We start from the raw sequence: 16,418 nt of genomic DNA, 5'->3' as shown, positions 1-16,418 counted from the left end.
CCTCCCCCAAAAACAAGAACCACCCCTCATGGGTGGTGGGGGTTACCACGCCCAATCTGCCTATTTAAGGTTTATTGTATCTATTATATCTTATTAGGGGCATCATTTGAATGCCCTGCCAGAGCCGCCAGGCGGTCAGCCAGGGCAACGAAATCCGTCCAGCGCCAGAGACGCCCGCTCTTCAGCGGCCACTCCCCCCGCAGTGCCGTGCGCCATGCCTCAGGGATGGCCTCCACGCCGTAAAGCGCCCCCGCCAGTGCACCGGTCACCGCGCCTGCCGTATCGGCATCTGCCCCCAGGTTGACGGCTTGAATGAGGGCTTCCTCAAAGGTGTGGCTATTGAAGAGGCTCCAGACTGCCGTTTCCAGCGTGTGGCGCACCCACCCGGTGTTGCGCAGTTCTTCGCGCCGCCGTCGCGGTGCCAGCCGAATGGCATGTGCCAATCCTTCCGGCAAGGGCGCCGCCTGGGCGAAAGCCGTCTCCAACGCGGCTTCCAGAGTAGCACCCGCAATGAGCCGCGCCAGCATGGTATTGAGAAACACGCACGCCGCCACACATTCCGCATGGCGATGGGTCACCCGGCATTGGAGCACGCTGGCCTCACGCAGGGCTTCCAGATCACGCCAGTAGGCCAGCGCCACCGGCCAGGATCGCATCAAGGCGCCATTCCCCGCGCTCTCCGGGCGCTCGCGAAAAACGGCTTCGGCGGCCTCCTCCCAGGGTTCACCTGCCGCCAGGCGACTGAGCACTGCTTGGGTATGCACGCCCACATCCGGTGGCTCGCTGCGGTACCAATCGGCAAAGCGCCCTGCCAAATCATCCGCATCCAGGTACCCGCGTGCCAGCAAGGTCTCAGCCACTGCCAGCGCCAGTTCAGTATCATCGGTGAAACTGCCTGCCGGTAGGCGTCCTGGTAACATGGTGCGAATCAGCGCGCGCGGGTGCGAAGCCAGCCCGAATTCCAGAGGCATGCCCAGCGCATCACCAACTGCCGCGCCGACCGCCACGCCACGCCACCGCGCCCGTATCTGCATTTCATCGTCCATGATGACCTCACGCCTGAGAGAATGCTGGAAAGGGAAAAGACCTGATGCGCCTGTTATTCTAATCCTATTTGCCCAATTCTTGGAAAAAATGCTGCACCTCCTGGCGCACTCGATTAACCTCGGCGCGCTCGCGAATCAACCCCCGGTTGATCTCGGCGGCACGCCGTCGCAGGTCGGGGGCCTCCAGCGCCAGGACCAGGGCCTCGGCGATGTTCTGCGGGCGGCGCAAATCCACCAGCAAGCCGTTTACGCCCGGCACCACCCATTCTCGCAGGCTTTGTAGATCCCCCAGGACCGGAAAACACCCCCAGGCCATGGCCTCCAGCAGGGTGTTGGGCGTACCGTCGTGCGTGGCCAGCGAGACCATCACCGGCGCCCGTGCGAAAAGATCCCACAACTGGCCCTGAGGCAGGGTAGGCAAGAGCACCACCGCCTCTTCCAGGTGCAGGCGACTCACCCAGGCCTCGGCCTGGGGCTGGCCAGCCATGCCGGGGCAGAGGAAACGCACCCCAGGCAAGCGCTCGCGCACCAGAGGCACCACCTGGAAAAACAAATCACTCAGCACGTACTGGCGCATCCCTCGGGGGTTAAGCACCCAGAGCGACTCGTCCTCCCCCAGGTGCGCTGCCCAAGGTTCTCCCAGCCGGGCACGCAGGGTGGGCAGACGTTCCAAATCCAGCCCACCGTTCCCCGGAACCACTAGAGTTGGCTTGGCCGGAGCGTATCCCCAATGGAGAGCCAGGTGCCGGTCCCGGCGGCAGTCGGTGATCAGCGCCGCGGCCCGGTGCAGGGCACGCCGGGTCAAACGCGCCATCAGAGGAGAACCACGCGCGTGCAGGGTCAAGTCGTTGCCCCAGATGGAAATAACCAGCGGCACTTCCGCAGGAGTGTAAGTCGCCAGCATCCCCTCATAAGGAATGCGCAGGGCGTGAACGACATCGGGCTGCAATCGGCGCACCCATTGCCGCAGGCGCGGCGCATACAACCCCAGAGTGAGGGGTCCCAGCCAGTAACGCAACCCCTGCAGGGGCCTTCGCCAGCGGCGGCGCATCCCCCCCGTCCCGGAAGCCCTTGCTCCACCCCCACCCAGGCCGCCAAATGCCACCGGTAGAATCTCGAAATGCTCCACTTCAGCCGGGGCAGGACAAGGGTACGTGGATATCAGGGTCAGATGCCATCCTAGCGGGCGCAGCATCCCCAGCCAGGCGCGGGTGATCGGGCTGCGGCCATCTGCAATGAGCATCAGGTGCATGGTGCATCTCCCGTTCCATGGCGGTAAGCCCAGGCTAAGTGAATGGCCTGGGCAAAGGTCGCCACCATGCTCTCCAGATTAATCTCTTCATCCACGATGCGGAACGATTCCGCCCCCATCCGCCGCAACCGCAGGGGATCGCTCAGCGCCTCAGCCAGGACTCCGGTCAGCGCAGGCAAATCATCGGGAGGCACGTGCCAACCATTTGTCGGGCGCACCAGATCTTCTTGCGTCCCATCCCCAACGGCTACAATCACTGGCAGCGCATGCGCCATGGCCTGCTGGACGGCCAGCCCACCCGTGCCGGGCAGGACAAAGAGATCCGCCTGCTCAAAGATGGGGCGCAGTGCCTCGCCGTGGCGCGCTCCCAGAAACTCGGTGTGCGGGTACACTGCCCGAGCCAGCGCCTCCAAGTCGGGACGCGCCGGCCCATCGCCTACAATGAGCAAGCGGGGCTGAAGCACAGCCGGCAAGCCAGCACACGCGCGTATGAGCACATCCACCCGCTTACGCGCCTGCAAGCGCCCCACAAAGAGCACCGTTGGTTGCCCGTTGCGGTATTCGGGCGGACGCATGGGAGGGGCACCGGCAGGTCGTGAGGCGACCGCGTTGGGGGCCACCACGATGCGCGCCGGGTCAAATCCGAGTGCCGCATACTCCGCCGCCCCGCGCCGACTGTAGGCAATGAGGGCGTCAAAAGCCTTCAGGAAGCGCCGCCGCCAGGCTACACGTGCCCACGCCAGCCATGCAGGCGCTCGCCCCCCCGGTGCACCCAGTCCCCAGCCGATGACCACCCCACCATGACGCTTCATCCACCCAATTGCCGTGGGGGTGCTCAAATAGCGGGGGTTAGCCTCGACAATCAGGACCTGGGGCTGCCACACTTCTAACCAGGTGCGCAGCCCACACTGCCAGCAGAGGTAAACCGGCCCTCCCAGCAAGTGCAGATTGCGGGCTGGGTAGAGAGTGACCCCCTCCACCTGGCAAGCGCTCTCAATGGCCTCCTGGGGGCGGGGCTGGCCAGCAAAGAGGCTCAGCCCCCCGGCACAGGCACGTGCCAGGGCTGTGAAGAAGGGGACGCGATAGGTGGGAAGCACGCGCTGCTGCACCCCCACGCGCCAGGGAATGCTTGTCATGCCTTCCATAGACGAATCTGCGAACCGTTGGGGGTTTTCTCAACTTCCAGGCGCGCCGGGAAGGCATCTTTAAGTTCATCCAAGTGAGTGATTACCAGGATTTTGGCAAAATCATTGCGCACAATGGAGAGGGCCTCCACCAGGCGCTGGCGGCCTTCGGCATCCTGACTGCCAAACCCCTCATCAATGACCAACGTTTGCAGGCGCGCCCCGGCCCGCATGGCCAGCACCCGCGCCAATGCCAGCCGGATGGCAAAATTGATGCGGAACGCCTCACCCCCGGAGAACATCTCATAGGGCCGAGAGCCGGCTCCATCCCGGATGATGATTTCAAGGGTTTCTTTCTTCTCACCCACCTTGGTCTTGTACTCCGCCTGGGTCTCAAACGATACCGACATGCTCCCGTTGCTGAGGCGGTCGAGTAACTCATTGGCCTGAGCCTCGATCTCCGGCAGAGCCTGCTCAATCAGCAAAGCCGGCACCCCGTCCTTGCCGAACGCACGTTCGAGGGTCTTCAGGCGCGCAATCATGCGTTTGGTTTCATCACGGCGGGATTGCAGATCTTCCAGCCGTTTTTTGAGTTGAGGAAGCACCTGCACTTTCTGCCGGGCAGCCCCCACCTCAACCCGCAAGCGATTCTCATTCAGTTTAAGCGCCTGAACCTCCTGCTCGAGCGCCTCCAGGTCCGGCAAATTGGCGGCATCACGGACATAACGTGCCTCAGCCTGGCGGTACATCTCCTCTGATTCGCTTACCTCGCGCTCCTTTTCGGCGCGTTGTGCTTCCAAATGAGCCAATTCCCGTTCCAGGCTGCTCGCCTCGGCACGTGCTCTCTCCAGACGGCGCAGGGCCTCTTCGCTGGAGCGCAGGTCCTGCTCACGCTGCCGGGCGGCCTCATGCCCCGCCGGGTCATACCCTAACTCACGGCATTGGGCATCCAATGCGGCCAGTGCCTCGCGCACGGCCAGGGCAAACTGCCCTTCGCGCAGGCGCGCCTCTATTTCTGCCAGGCGCGGTGCCCCTTCGGACTGCCACATCTCCATTTGACGCAGGGCGTGTTGCTGGCGCTCTTCTACCTGTGCCAGGTAGGCGGTAAGCGACTTGATCTGACTTTCAACAACTTCCAACTCGTTCAGGCGCCCATCCAGGTCACGAATTTCCTCGCCCAGTTCCTGCAAGCGCGCTTTATTGGCGCGGAAGCGATCACCCTTCGCTTTTCCCTCCTGCTGTAACTCTTCGATCAGGCGCAGACGTTCGGCAGGCGGCAGAGGTTGACCACATAGCGGACACACTGCGCCGGTGACGGCTTGCAGGCTCTCAATGCGCCTTTTAATCTCCTCCATCTGGGTTTTGAGCAGGTTATTTTCCGCACTCAGTTCCGCCTGCTCCTGATAGGCGGCTTCCTTCTTGCGCTGAAGGGCTTCGCGCTCGGCCAAACGAGTTTCCAGGACCTGCAGGTTCTGGCGTGAGGCAGCCACTTCCTTCTCCGTATTCAGCATCTGAGCCTGCAGAGCAAGGATTTCGGCTTCCCTCTCCTTTAATCCCCGCCATTCGCCCTCCAATCGGGTTTGTTCCAGCGCAATCTCCTGGCGCAGAGCCTGCCGTTGGCTTTCCAGATCCCGGAAACGGGTCGCCAACGCCTCCCAAGCCTCCAGGTCGCGCCGTGCTGCCTGCCACTCCGCGTAGGCGGCCTCGATCTCCGCCGCATGGACTAAAAGCCCCTGCACTTCCTCCCACTGGGCTTTTCGCTCGGCCATCAGGGCCTGCTGGCCTTCCAGCGCCTGACACGCCTTCTGCCACTGCTCGCGCAACGTTTCAACCAGCCGCTTCTGCTCGGCCAGTGCTGCTGCTACCTGCCGGGCAGAGGCCAACACCTCTTCGCGGGCCCGGCGTAGGGCCTCGGCTTGCCTCAAGTCCTCTTCTAATTTTTGCAAGGCTGCCCGCCGCTCACCTTCCTCGGCCAGTTCACGTTCAATCTCCTGCATCTGACCTTCTAAAGCCGCCTGTTCCTGCTCCGCCTGCCGCCGACGGGCTGCGGCCGCTTCTTTATAGGCATCCCACGCATCCAGCCCCAAAATGCTCATCAGAATCTCTTTGCGGTCGCCGGGGCTTTTCACCGTGAACTGATCTGCCTTTCCCTGAAGGAAGAAGGAGGCATTGATAAAGGCCTCATAATCCATGCGCAGGAGATGCTGAATCCGTGCCTCGGTGTCCTTGATCTTGCTTTCAGTGAGGGGCCGCCAATTACCGTCCTCATCCCGAACAAAGAATTCCAGCAAGGTAGATTTGCCGCGCAAGCGTGCACGCTGCACCCGATAAAGGTGTTCCTCGTACTGGAAATCCAGCATCACCTCGGCACGATCCATCTGATTGTGAATCACATCGTCCTGGCTTTTGGTGCGGGCTACGCCGAACAGAGCCCAGGTGATGGCATCCAGTAAAGAGGATTTGCCAGCGCCGTTGTGCCCGCTGATGCAGGCCATATCAAACTGGGTAAAATCCACTTCCTGAGGCTGGCGGTACGATAAAAACCCCTGCAAGCGCAGACGGACCGGAATCATGCCCCCTCCTGCGCAGAAGATGGGATACGCGAGACCAATACCTTATCAATGCGTCGTCCGTCCATATCCACCACCTCAAATCGCAGACCATTCCACTCAAACACCTGGCCCGCCACAGGAATGACCCCCAACTGGGACAGGACAAATCCCGCCAGAGTTTGATAGCCCACCCGCTCTTCCTCAGGAAGGGTTTCCAAATCCAGCAGTTCTTTGAATTGATCAATGGGGAGCAGTCCATCCATCAACCAGGAACCGTCTTCACGTTGCACCCACAGCGGCTCACTGCTTTCGCCCGCTTCCCCCAGTTCACCCACAATGGCTTTGAGCAGGTCATAGTGCGTCACCATGCCCAGCACACCACCGTATTCGTCAATCACCAGGGCAACAGAAACCCCTGCACTCTTGAGGGCTTCGAGCACTTTCAGCACGCTCATGCTATCGGGAACGAAGAGCGGCGGCTGAATCCAGGGGGAGAGGTTGAATTCGCCCCCACGCAAAGACTGCGCCAGCACGTCCCGCGCCGAAATCACCCCCAGCACGCTATCCAGATCGCCCTGCGCCACCGGGAAACGGGTGTGGCGGCTGCCGAGAACCTGCTCAAGGATCTCCTGGGGGCTTTCCTCCAGGTCAATCCATTCAATCTCCGTGCGCGGCGTCATGATCGCATCTACCGTTCGATCCCCCAGGCGAAACACCCCTTCCACCATGCGCTGTTCGCTGCTCTCAAAAATGCCCTCCTGGGTGCCTTGCTCAATCAACCCGCGAATATCCTCCTCGGTAAATTCCGGCTCTGCCGAAGGGCGCACTCCCAGCAGACGTAATCCAACTTCTGTAGAGGCACTCAGCAGGCTAACCACCGGCGCCGTGAGCCGCGAGAGCGTCAGCATGGGCCGTGAGACCACCGTGGCAATCCGCTCCGGGTAGTAAAGCGCCAGGCGCTTGGGGATCAGTTCTCCCAGCACCAGCGAGAAGTAGGTAGTTGCCAGCACCACCAGTGCCAGCGCAAGGGCCTGGCCGTACGGGGCCAGCGCAGGCCACTGCGACAGCCAGCGCGCCAGGTCGCCCGAGAGGGTCGCCCCACCCAGTGCACCCGCCAGAATACCGATCAGCGTGATGCCCACCTGAATGGTGGAGAGAAAACGATTGGGCGATTCGGTCAGTTCCAGGGCAGTCTGCGCCCCCTTTTCTCCTTCTTCGGCCTGCTGTTGTAAACGCACTTTGCGCACGGAGACGAGCGCCATTTCCGACATCGCGAAAAAGCCGTTCAGCAGGATCAACAGAAAGATGACCAGAATTTCTAAAATGTGGTTACTTTCGTCCATTGTACTGAATGAGATCCAAACACAGGTTCATGCTAAATGAATTTACCTTCCGCCTGGGACAGCACCTGTCGCGCCAGATCTTGCAGTGCCTGAATTTCGTCCGGCGGCAGTGAAAGCGATTTCCAATACAATTCCAGCAGTTCGAGCGGCGTGCGCTGGGCAATGCTTGCCTCCCCGGCCAGGCGCAGGCGCATCTCCGCCCGTGGACGGCGCACCAGATGGACTTCCAGGGCAGGCTCTAGCAACTTGCGTAGCGCCGCCTCGTCCAGCAGCGTCTCCCAGGCCCGCGGGTATTCCAGGACCAAACGCACAATGGCCCCTTCAAGAGCCTGAGGTGGGGGCAGGTGTCGGCGAATGGTCTCCATCACCACCCCAGGCAGAGGCTTCTCGCACTCCACTTTTTCCAGTTCGCTCAAATCCACCTTTGTATCCACAATTTGGCGCCCCGGCAACGGACGCCACGCGTAACGGGTGGTTCCACGATCCACCTCCACAAGGACAAAACCCTTCTCATCCGCGGCTTCTCCAAAATCCACGCGTTCAATCGAACCCGGGTAGACCACCGCCGGGTAGCCCCCCGGATTCAGATCCTGGTGTTTGTGAATGTGCCCTAGCGCCACGTAATCCACCTTGGGGTGCAGTAACAGGCCGCGCGGGATCACGAAATCATTCCCCAGCATGATCAGTCGCTCGCCTCCATACACGGCCCCCTCTACCGAAGCGTGTGCGGTGAGGATGAGCGGCAGGGTGGGATCCACTTCCTCCAACAACTTCTCCACTGCCCAGGTCAAATTTTCCTGCAAACGTTCGTAGACCCGTTCCGGCTCACTGCCACTCAGTTCTTCCAACCCTATCAACGTGGAACGGGAGATCCAGGGGATGGCCAGCACCTGCAACGGCAGGCCCCATAAGTCAACGGGCTTAAGCAGGGCCAGACGCCCCAGCACGCGCACATTCGGCACTTCAAGCGTCTCAAATTCTTGCAGCGTGTGCGCCCGCCCCAAAGCCGGCGAGATGTCATGGTTGCCCACCAGCAGCAATGTGGGAATGCCCGCCCGTGAAAGGCGCATCATCCGTTTACCCCACTCGCGTTGAAACGTGGGAGCCGGTGTGCGGTCTTTATAGGCATCCCCGGCAAATAGCACCAGGTCCACCCTCTCGCGAATAGCAGTCTCAACAATGACATCCAACGCATTCAGAAAATCCAGCACCCGGATGGGCAAGCCTGTTTGGGGGTCTTGACGCCCCCGGTTGGCGATATCAATGTGAGCATCGGCAAAGTGCAGAATGCGCAGCATGATCTCCTCATCCTCAGGGTTGAAGATGCATGGCTTGGGCCAGTTCCACAGCAGGGATAAAACCAGGGTGGTATTCCAGGGCCGTGCGCACATCTTCAGCCGCCCCGGCCGTATCCCCCAGCGCCAGGCGCGCTCGCGCCCGCCAGATAAACGACTCTTCGATATAGGGCTGATCCGCCGCGCCGATGGTGGTATCTGCCAGGCGGATGACATCCCAGTAGCGCCCAGTGTAGTAGTAGGCGAAATAGGGACCGGTCTGGTACCACATCATGCGCCAGGGGCGCTTATCCTCCGGCAGGCTGGCCATCAGGCTGAAAGCCTGATCGTAGGCCCGCGCGGCGCCGGCGTAGTCTTGCAGATTGACCAGGCTGGTGCCGTAGTTAAAAAGCGCAAAAAACTGCTCCAGGCCGCTCAATGCACTGGCTTCGTACGAGGCCGTTTGCATAGCCTGGCGGTAAGACTCGGTCGCATCGGCATAGGGACCCAGTACTGCCATCACCTCTGCCTCTCGCTCCGGTGGGTAGATCACCAGAAAAACATAGTTGAATGAACGCCACTGCCAGAGCAGATCTTCGTAGGTTACCGGGTAATCCGGTGAGAAGTAAGCATCTTGGGTGATAAAGCGCCCCGCCGCCTCTTCATAACCGCTGACCACGGTATAGTGACCCATCCAGCCCAGACGACCGTTGTAGTCACGCAGGTACACGCCCTTTTCAATCACTACCGGGAAACCGGCCGCCACCAAGCGTTTGAGCAGATCCAATGTGCCTCCCGCCCGTACCAGGGCGCGCAGACCGGTGTAACTTTCCACGTAATCCGCCAGTTCATACGGCATGACGTTCTTATCTTTCTCAAACGGCTTGACCACCCGGCCAATGTCGGTACGATCCCCTTCCCAGCCCCAGTAGGAAAGGGCTATCGCCAGGGTAGCCGGGGCGCAGTAATTCCACAGCCCGTGCTGATCGTAATAGCGCCCGCCGGTAAGATGCACTTCAGGTGGCAAGGGGGTGGGAGTGGGGGTAGGCAGTGCCGTGGGAGTGACAGCGACAGAGGAGGCCTCGGCAAGCACGGGTAGGGCGGTCGGCGTCACCGTGGGCGTGGCCAGCGTTTGGCTAGGAGTCACCGCCAGAGGCGAGATCGTTGCCTCCGGCACAAACACAGCCGCCTGGGGTGGCTTGAGCGCATAACGAATCTGGACCCGCCAGGATTCAAAATGCCACAGTACCCGCTCACGCACGCCCGGCATCGTCCATAACGCACCCAGCCCCACACCACCGATCAGCAGAATCGGCCCTGCAAAGCGCCAGAATCTTGACACATTTTCGATTATAACACTGCTCACCCACCCCCTCTGGGCAGCGGTCAATCAGGATGAACTTCCTGCCAACTGCCTGACACCCTGGCTTTGACTTGCCTATCCGCCCTGACTATACTTAATACTGCCTGAGCGGTTCAGGCGCACCCCAAATTTTTCCTGTCTCACAAAGGAGGGCGTTAGTTTATGACCGCCGAAAGCACATTCAAACTGACCTATGCCACCATGTTCAACCCGCCAGAAGAGTTGCACACGCGTTTTGAGCAAGCCCTGGCACAGGTCAAAGCCAGGCTGGGACACGAGTACGGCATGATCATTGATGGCAAAGAGGTGTTTGCTGAGAAAAAATTCGAAGACCGCAACCCCGCCAATACAGATGTGGTATTAGGAATTTTCCAACAGGGCACGGCTGAGGACGCTCGGGCCGCCCTGGCGGCTGCACGACGCGCATTCCCGGCCTGGAGCCGCATGAAGTGGCAAGATCGCGTCGCCCTGATCCGCAAGGCTGCCGACCTGATTGACCAGCGCATCTACGAAATCGCCGCGGTGGTCTCGCTGGAAGTGGGCAAGAACCGCATGGAAGCCCTGGGCGACGTGGCCGAAACGGCGGACCTTTTCCGCTACGCTTGCGACCGCATGGAGGCAAACAACGGTTTTGTCGTCGAGATGGGCCGTGATCCGCTGGTTGGGTTTGAAGCGCGCAATTTTTCAGTGCTGCGCCCCTACGGCGTGTGGCTGGTGATCAGCCCCTTCAACTTCCCCTGCGCGCTGACCGGTGGGCCTGCCGCCGCCGCGCTGGTCACCGGCAACACCGTGGTAATGAAGCCCGCCAGTGATACCCCCTGGAGCGTGCGCCTGATCGCCGAGTGCCTGCGCGATGCTGGTTTACCGGATGGTGTGATTAACTACGTCACCGGTCCCGGCAGTACCCTCGGCCAGGCGCTCATTGACAGCCCTGAGGTGGACGGAATCACCTTTACCGGCTCGTACGATGTGGGCATGCACATCTACCGCTCGTTCGCCCAGGGACGCTGGCCGCGCCCGACCATCCTTGAAATGGGGGGCAAGAACCCCGCCATCGTCAGCCGCCACGCCAACCTGGAAGACGCTGCCGCCGGAATTGTGCGCTCGGCCTTCGGACTGCAGGGGCAAAAATGCTCCGCCTGTTCGCGCATTTACATTGAAGCCCCGGTGTACGACCAGTTGGTCAGTCGTCTGATCGAACTCACCAACAAACTGAGCATCGGGGATCCAACCGAGCGCAAGAACTTCCTCGGCCCGGTGATCAACCGCAAATCCTATGCCGATTACCAGGCCTTCTGCGAGGAACTGAGCCAGGCGGGCACCATCCTGACCGGCGGCAAAGTGCTCACTGAAGGCGAGTACGCTAAAGGCTACTTCTGCACTCCTACTCTGGTGGCGAATGTGCCGCTGGACCATCGTTTGTGGAAGTACGAGATGTTTCTGCCCATCAGCACCATCGCCAGGGTCGAATCGCTCGAAGAGGCCATGCGCCTGGCGAATGACGTAGATTACGGCCTAACTGCCGGCTTCTACGGCACGGAAGAGGAAGCCCAATGGTTCTTCGAGCACATCGAAGCGGGCGTAGTATACGCCAACCGCCCGCAAGGCGCGACCACGGGTGCCTGGCCCGGCTTCCAGCCCTTTGGTGGATGGAAAGGCTCCGGTTCGACCGGGAAGAACGCCGGCGGCGTGCACTACCTGCAACTCTACATGCACGAGCAATCGCGCACCCTGATCCGCCGACTCTAGCCCCTGCCGCGGGGGTTGTCTTGTTTCCGGACAGCCCCCGCCTCAACCCCCAGAAAGGACGTCTGACTGACCTGCCATGCCCTCCGATAAACGCTGTTCTCTCACCGAAGCCATTGCTGAGTTCGTCCACGATGGCGATTGCGTCTACGCCGCCGGTTTCACCCACCTGATCCCCTTCGCCGCCGCGCACGAGATCATCCGTCAGGGGCGGCGCAATCTCGTCCTGGCCCGCGCCACCCCCGACCTGATTTACGAACAGATGATCGCCGCCGGTTGTGCGCGAAAACTCATTTTTTCCTACATGGGCAACCCCGGTGTGGGTTCGCTGCGCATTGTGCGCGCCGAGATCGAAGCGGGGCGGCTGGAGTGGGAAGAGTACTCCCACTTTGGCATGATCTCACGCCTGCAGGCCGGAGCCGCCGGATTGCCCTTCATGCCTATGAACCCAACTGCGGCGGGTGATCTGGAGCGCGTCAACCCCAACTACCGCCGCTTGCAGGACCCCTACACCGGGCGCGAGGTGGTGGTGGTCCCCCCCCTCAACCCGGATGTCGCCATCATCCACGTCCAGCGTGCCGACCGCCGCGGTAACGCCCATATCTGGGGCATCATTGGAGAGCAAAAAGAAGCCGCTTTTGCCGCCCGCCATGTCATCCTCACCGCCGAGGAAATTGTGGAAGAGGAAGTCATCCGCTCTGATCCCAACCGCACGCTGATCCCCGAATTTGTTGTGGATGCCGTGTGCCACGTGCCTTACTGCGCGCATCCCTCCTACACACAGGGCTACTACGACCGGGATAACGCCTTCTACCTGACCTGGGATAAACTGAGTGAGTCACGTGAAGCCGTGCTGGCCTGGCTGGAGGAATGGGTCTTCGGCGTCAAGGATCGCCAGGAATACTGGCAAAAACTGGGTGAAGAGACCCATCAGCGACTGGCAGTCAAGCCGCGCTGGTCAGCCCCAATCAACTACGGAGATTACTGAAATGAGCGCCTACACCGCTGCCGAACTGATGACCATCAACGCCGCGCGTCTGTTGCGCGATCACGATGTCGTCTTCGTTGGGGTGGGGCTGCCCAATCTGGCCTGCAATCTGGCCCAGCGCACCCACGCCCCCAATCTGGTTTTAGTGTATGAGGCGGGGGTAATCGGCGCCCGCCCCTCGCGCCTGCCGCTCTCCATTGGCGACCCCACCCTGGTCAGCGGCGCCGCTTCGGTGTGCAGCATGTACGATATCTTCAGCCTCTACCTGCAACGCGGATTGATTGACGTGGGCTTTCTCGGCGGAGCCCAGATTGACCGCTTTGGCAACATCAACGCCACCGTCATCGGGGATTACTTCCACCCCAAGGTGCGCCTGCCGGGCTCGGGGGGCTCAATGGAGATCGCAGCGTGGGCCAACCGCTGTTACATCATCACCCCCCATCAAAAGCGTCGCTTTCCCGAGCGGGTGGATTTCCGCACCTCAGCCGGCTTTTTGAGCGGGCGTGCCGAACGCATTGCCAGCGGCGTGCGCGGCGGCGGCCCCCAGGCTGTGGTCACGGATTTGGGCATCCTGGAACCGGATGAGAGCGGCGAACTAATCCTGACGGCGCTCCACCCCGGCGTGACGGTGGAGCAGGTCCAGGCCAATACCGGCTGGCCACTTCGGGTGGCAGCCAACCTGCGCACCACCGAGCCCCCCACCGACGAAGAACTGCGCATCCTACGCGAGGAACTGGACCCCCAGGGAATTTACATCCGCTGATTGCAGCGGATATGCGGAGGACGACCTGCACATGGCAACAACCCCTGTTCACGTACTCATCACGGTGGCCTTTCCCGAGCCTCTGGTGACCATTTTGCGCGAAATCTCGCCACGCCTGCGCCTGACCGTGCACCCGGCACGCCACCCAGATGAGATCCCTCCCGAGTTGTGGACCCAGGCGGAAGTCCTCTACACCGATTCGGTACTGCCCAAACCCGAGCAGGCCCCCCGCCTGCGCTGGGTCCAGATCCACTACGCCGGCATTGATCACCTCCTTAATGCCCCTCTACTGCAAAAGCCCGAGGTGCAGATCACCACATTGAGCGGAGCCGCCGCCTCTCAGGTGGCCGAGCACGCCCTAATGATGATGCTGGCGCTGGGGCATCACCTGCCGGAGGTGTTCAACCTGCAACATCGCGCCGAATGGCCCGGCGACCGCTGGGAGCGCCTGGCACCCCTGGAATTGCGCGAGAGCACGGTGGGCATCGTCGGTTATGGGAGCGTGGGGCGCGAAATCGCCCGCCTGCTGCGCCCATTTGGGGTGACCCTGCTGGCCACCAAGCGCGATGTGATGCACCCAGAGGACGAGGGCTACACCCGCCCGGGCCTGGGCGACCCCACTGGCGACCTCTTTACCCGCCTCTACCCCATTCAGGCTCTCGCCTCCATGCTGCGCGGTTGCGACTTTGTGGTGATTTGCCTGCCGCTTACCCCAGCCACGCGCGGGATCATCAACACCGAGGCTCTGGCAGCGATGAAACGCACCGCCTACCTGATTGACGTCAGCCGGGGTGGAGTGGTAGACAGCGCCGCCCTGCTCCAGGCACTGCAGGAACGCCGCATTGCTGGCGCCGCGCTGGATGTCTTCCCGGAAGAACCCTTGCCGGCAGAAAGCCCCTTTTGGAAACTGCCTAACGTGATCATCACCCCCCACATTGCCGGGGTCAGCCGTCACTACATGCAGCGAGCGGTGGAGTTGTTTGCCGAAAACCTGCGCCGCTACCTGAGCGGGGGTGTACTGCTCAACCGCTACCAGGGACAGCGGGGTTATTGAGGTGCCGCCTTGGTCGGAACAACCCAAGCAATTGAGGTAATCTTCTTTGACCTAGGTCACACGCTGATCTACTTTGAGGGAAACCTGAATGAAGCACTGGCCGAGGGCGCCCATGCCATGCTGGAAACCCTCCGTGCCCGCGGCTACGCCCTGGATGCCGCTGCCCTGGCGCCACTCTTTCTACGAAGGCTGCAAGAGTACTACTTCCGGCGCGATCAGACCCTGATCGAAACTCCCACCAACACCCTGCTGAGAGAGTTTCTGCGCTCCTACGGCCACCCCGAACCTGCACCTGCGGATCTAGCGGAAGCGCTGGCAGCCCTTTACGCCCCTACGGAGGCACGCTGGCAGCCCGAAGCCGATGCCCTGCCCACCCTGGATACCCTGCGGCGGCGCGGCTACCGCATGGGGCTGATCTCCAATGCCGGCGATGCCGCAGATGTCCAACGCCTGGTAGACAAGGCCGGGTTACGGCCTTTGCTGGACCACATCTTCATCTCGGCGGAGGTGGGCTGGCGCAAACCCCACCCGGCCATCTTCACCCATGCCCTGCATCATTTTGGGGTCAAGGCCCCCCAGGCAGTCATGGTGGGGGACCTGCTCTGGGCAGATGTGTGGGGCGCACAGCGGGTCGGGATGCGGGGGATCTGGCTCACCCGCCATAGCGGCCCAACCGCCCCCTCCAGCCTGCCCGAACCCATCCAGCCCGATGCCGCGCTGGAGCGCCTGAGCGACCTACCCGCACTGCTGGAAACCTGGCAAAACCGCCCGCCTGCCTAAAGAGCACGCACCACGTGTTCGATCACATCCAGCGCCTGGGTTACCAGACGCATATCTGCCTGACTGCCCATGTGCCCCAGGCGAAAGACCTTGCCCGCCAGCGGCCCGTAGGAACCGCCCACCACCAGCCCATGCTGGCGAAAGCGCGCATCCAGATCCGGCCAGGCAATGCCCTCAGGGACATAAACGGCTGTGACCGTCGGTGAGGGGATGGCCTCCGGGCGCGGCAGTAAGCGTAAGCCCAACGCCTGCAGACGTTGCCGGCAGTAAGCCGCCACCTGCTCATGACGCGCAAACACATTTGCCAACCCCTCTTGCAGGAGCAGATCCGATGCCACTTTGAGGCTCGCCACGCCGTGCCAATTCGGGGTATAGGGAAACTCGAAGCGCGTCTGCGCATGGCGGAAGGGCTTTAGCGCATCGTAGCCCACATAATCCACCTGCTCGATGATCTCCCAGGCTGCTTCACTGACCGCCACAAACGCCATCATGGGCGGCGCCGAAAGCACCTTTTGCGAGCCACCCAGCGCCAGGTCAATTCCCCACGCATCTACCTCTACCGGCGTCCCCCCAATGCTGGAAACCGCATCCACATAGAGGAGGGGCACCCCATATTTTGCCTTCAAGCGTCCCACCTCAGCCAGGGGGTTGAGCGTGCCCGAAGGGGTCTCGCAATGCACGGCGGTGATCATCTTGGGCTTGAATTCGTGGATGGCCGCCTCGATCTCTTCCCAATTGTTCAGGGTGGCATCGTACGGCAGGCCAATGATTTTAACCTCGGCACCGATGGCCCTGGCCATCTCGGCAATGCCGTAGCCGAAGACACCGGTAGCCAGCGCCAGCACCCGCTCTCCCGGCCGCAGCGTGCTCTTCAGCGCCCCCCACAGTGCCAGCATCCCCTCGCCAGTTTGGACGACAATACGGTTACGGGTGGCGCACAGTTGTTGCAAGTTTGCCTCAACCTGATTGTACAGGTCGAGGAACTCACGCTCCAGGTCCCCCGAACCGTAATCCACCTGTAGCGCAGCCAGAACCTCGGGCGGTACCCGTACCGGGCCCGGCACCATGGGGATGGGGTACGTTTCCATCGCAGCCTCCTCCAGGAACGAAGATCCTCTTGCGCGGGTTAATTA

At 61.6% G+C, this 16,418-nt stretch carries 13 protein-coding genes; 5 read left to right on the top strand and 8 right to left on the bottom strand.

What is annotated here, in order from left to right:
- Positions 1-83 precede the first annotated feature (83 nt).
- The 7 genes from SE15_RS09130 to SE15_RS09100 all read right to left on the bottom strand — a co-directional run bounded on the left by SE15_RS09130 (position 84) and on the right by SE15_RS09100 (position 9,957).
- Positions 84-1,046 (bottom strand): ADP-ribosylglycohydrolase family protein, encoded by a 963-nt coding sequence (locus tag SE15_RS09130; protein WP_054521816.1) that lies wholly within the window; start codon positions 1,044-1,046, stop codon positions 84-86.
- Between the two features lie 64 nt (positions 1,047-1,110).
- The gene (locus SE15_RS09125) at positions 1,111-2,298 is read right to left on the bottom strand and encodes a glycosyltransferase (RefSeq protein ID WP_054521815.1); all 1,188 of its coding nucleotides are present in this window, start codon (positions 2,296-2,298) and stop codon (positions 1,111-1,113) included.
- Positions 2,289-3,443 carry a glycosyltransferase gene (locus SE15_RS09120; protein ID WP_054521814.1) on the bottom strand — a complete coding sequence of 385 codons (1,155 nt, stop codon included), beginning with the start codon at positions 3,441-3,443 and terminating at the stop codon, positions 2,289-2,291. The genes SE15_RS09125 and SE15_RS09120 overlap by 10 nt, the downstream gene beginning before the upstream one ends.
- Positions 3,431-5,995 carry an SbcC/MukB-like Walker B domain-containing protein gene (locus SE15_RS09115; RefSeq protein WP_054521813.1) on the bottom strand — a complete coding sequence of 855 codons (2,565 nt, stop codon included), beginning with the start codon at positions 5,993-5,995 and terminating at the stop codon, positions 3,431-3,433. The genes SE15_RS09120 and SE15_RS09115 overlap by 13 nt, the downstream gene beginning before the upstream one ends.
- Positions 5,992-7,317 (bottom strand): hemolysin family protein, encoded by a 1,326-nt coding sequence (locus SE15_RS09110; protein ID WP_054521812.1) that lies wholly within the window; start codon positions 7,315-7,317, stop codon positions 5,992-5,994. The genes SE15_RS09115 and SE15_RS09110 overlap by 4 nt, the downstream gene beginning before the upstream one ends.
- A 32-nt stretch (positions 7,318-7,349) precedes the next feature.
- Positions 7,350-8,708, bottom strand: a complete 1,359-nt coding sequence (locus SE15_RS09105) for a metallophosphoesterase family protein (RefSeq protein ID WP_160316695.1) — start codon at positions 8,706-8,708, stop codon at positions 7,350-7,352.
- On the bottom strand, positions 8,629-9,957 hold the full coding sequence (locus SE15_RS09100; RefSeq protein ID WP_152965585.1) for a C39 family peptidase: 1,329 nt from the start codon (positions 9,955-9,957) through the stop codon (positions 8,629-8,631). Before SE15_RS09100 ends, SE15_RS09105 begins: the two co-directional genes overlap by 80 nt.
- A 159-nt stretch (positions 9,958-10,116) precedes the next feature.
- Here SE15_RS09100 and SE15_RS09095 point away from each other — a divergent pair, with 159 nt between their 5' ends.
- The 5 genes from SE15_RS09095 (at position 10,117) to SE15_RS09075 (ending at position 15,285) form a co-directional block, all read left to right on the top strand.
- Positions 10,117-11,703 (top strand): aldehyde dehydrogenase family protein, encoded by a 1,587-nt coding sequence (locus SE15_RS09095; protein ID WP_054521809.1) that lies wholly within the window; start codon positions 10,117-10,119, stop codon positions 11,701-11,703.
- Positions 11,704-11,779: 76 nt separating this feature from the next.
- Positions 11,780-12,688, top strand: coding sequence for a CoA transferase subunit A (locus SE15_RS09090; RefSeq protein WP_054521808.1), 909 nt, complete (start codon positions 11,780-11,782; stop codon positions 12,686-12,688).
- A 1-nt stretch (position 12,689) separates the two neighbouring features.
- Positions 12,690-13,451 (top strand): CoA-transferase subunit beta, encoded by a 762-nt coding sequence (locus SE15_RS09085; protein ID WP_054521807.1) that lies wholly within the window; start codon positions 12,690-12,692, stop codon positions 13,449-13,451.
- A gap of 31 nt (positions 13,452-13,482) precedes the next feature.
- Entirely contained in the window at positions 13,483-14,505 is a 1,023-nt protein-coding gene (locus tag SE15_RS09080; RefSeq protein ID WP_054521806.1) for a D-2-hydroxyacid dehydrogenase, read from the top strand.
- A 9-nt stretch (positions 14,506-14,514) separates the two neighbouring features.
- Complete coding sequence (locus SE15_RS09075) at positions 14,515-15,285, top strand: HAD family hydrolase (RefSeq protein ID WP_054521805.1); 771 nt, start codon at positions 14,515-14,517, stop codon at positions 15,283-15,285.
- Here the strand turns inward: SE15_RS09075 and SE15_RS09070 are convergent.
- Positions 15,282-16,373, bottom strand: coding sequence for a pyridoxal-phosphate-dependent aminotransferase family protein (locus SE15_RS09070; protein WP_054521804.1), 1,092 nt, complete (start codon positions 16,371-16,373; stop codon positions 15,282-15,284). The two genes, SE15_RS09075 and SE15_RS09070, sit on opposite strands and share 4 nt — an antisense overlap.
- Positions 16,374-16,418 lie beyond the last annotated feature (45 nt).

The organism is Thermanaerothrix daxensis, assembly GCF_001306145.1.
In the GTDB taxonomy this organism is placed as follows: Bacteria; Chloroflexota; Anaerolineae; order Anaerolineales; family Anaerolineaceae; genus Thermanaerothrix; species Thermanaerothrix daxensis.
This window is presented reverse-complemented; position numbering and strand designations above follow the sequence as displayed.

Excerpts from the sequence above, each read along its gene's own strand:
- SE15_RS09130 (WP_054521816.1), bottom strand. The coding sequence starts at position 1,046 with ATGGACGATGAAATGCAGATACGGGCGCGGTGGCGTGGCGTGGCGGTC.
- SE15_RS09125 (WP_054521815.1), bottom strand. The coding sequence starts at position 2,298 with ATGCACCTGATGCTCATTGCAGATGGCCGCAGCCCGATCACCCGCGCC.
- SE15_RS09120 (WP_054521814.1), bottom strand. The coding sequence starts at position 3,443 with ATGGAAGGCATGACAAGCATTCCCTGGCGCGTGGGGGTGCAGCAGCGC.
- SE15_RS09115 (WP_054521813.1), bottom strand. The coding sequence starts at position 5,995 with ATGATTCCGGTCCGTCTGCGCTTGCAGGGGTTTTTATCGTACCGCCAG.
- SE15_RS09110 (WP_054521812.1), bottom strand. The coding sequence starts at position 7,317 with ATGGACGAAAGTAACCACATTTTAGAAATTCTGGTCATCTTTCTGTTG.
- SE15_RS09105 (WP_160316695.1), bottom strand. The coding sequence starts at position 8,708 with ATGTGCGCACGGCCCTGGAATACCACCCTGGTTTTATCCCTGCTGTGG.
- SE15_RS09095 (WP_054521809.1), top strand. The coding sequence starts at position 10,117 with ATGACCGCCGAAAGCACATTCAAACTGACCTATGCCACCATGTTCAAC.
- SE15_RS09090 (WP_054521808.1), top strand. The coding sequence starts at position 11,780 with ATGCCCTCCGATAAACGCTGTTCTCTCACCGAAGCCATTGCTGAGTTC.
- SE15_RS09085 (WP_054521807.1), top strand. The coding sequence starts at position 12,690 with ATGAGCGCCTACACCGCTGCCGAACTGATGACCATCAACGCCGCGCGT.
- SE15_RS09080 (WP_054521806.1), top strand. The coding sequence starts at position 13,483 with ATGGCAACAACCCCTGTTCACGTACTCATCACGGTGGCCTTTCCCGAG.
- SE15_RS09070 (WP_054521804.1), bottom strand. The coding sequence starts at position 16,373 with ATGGAAACGTACCCCATCCCCATGGTGCCGGGCCCGGTACGGGTACCG.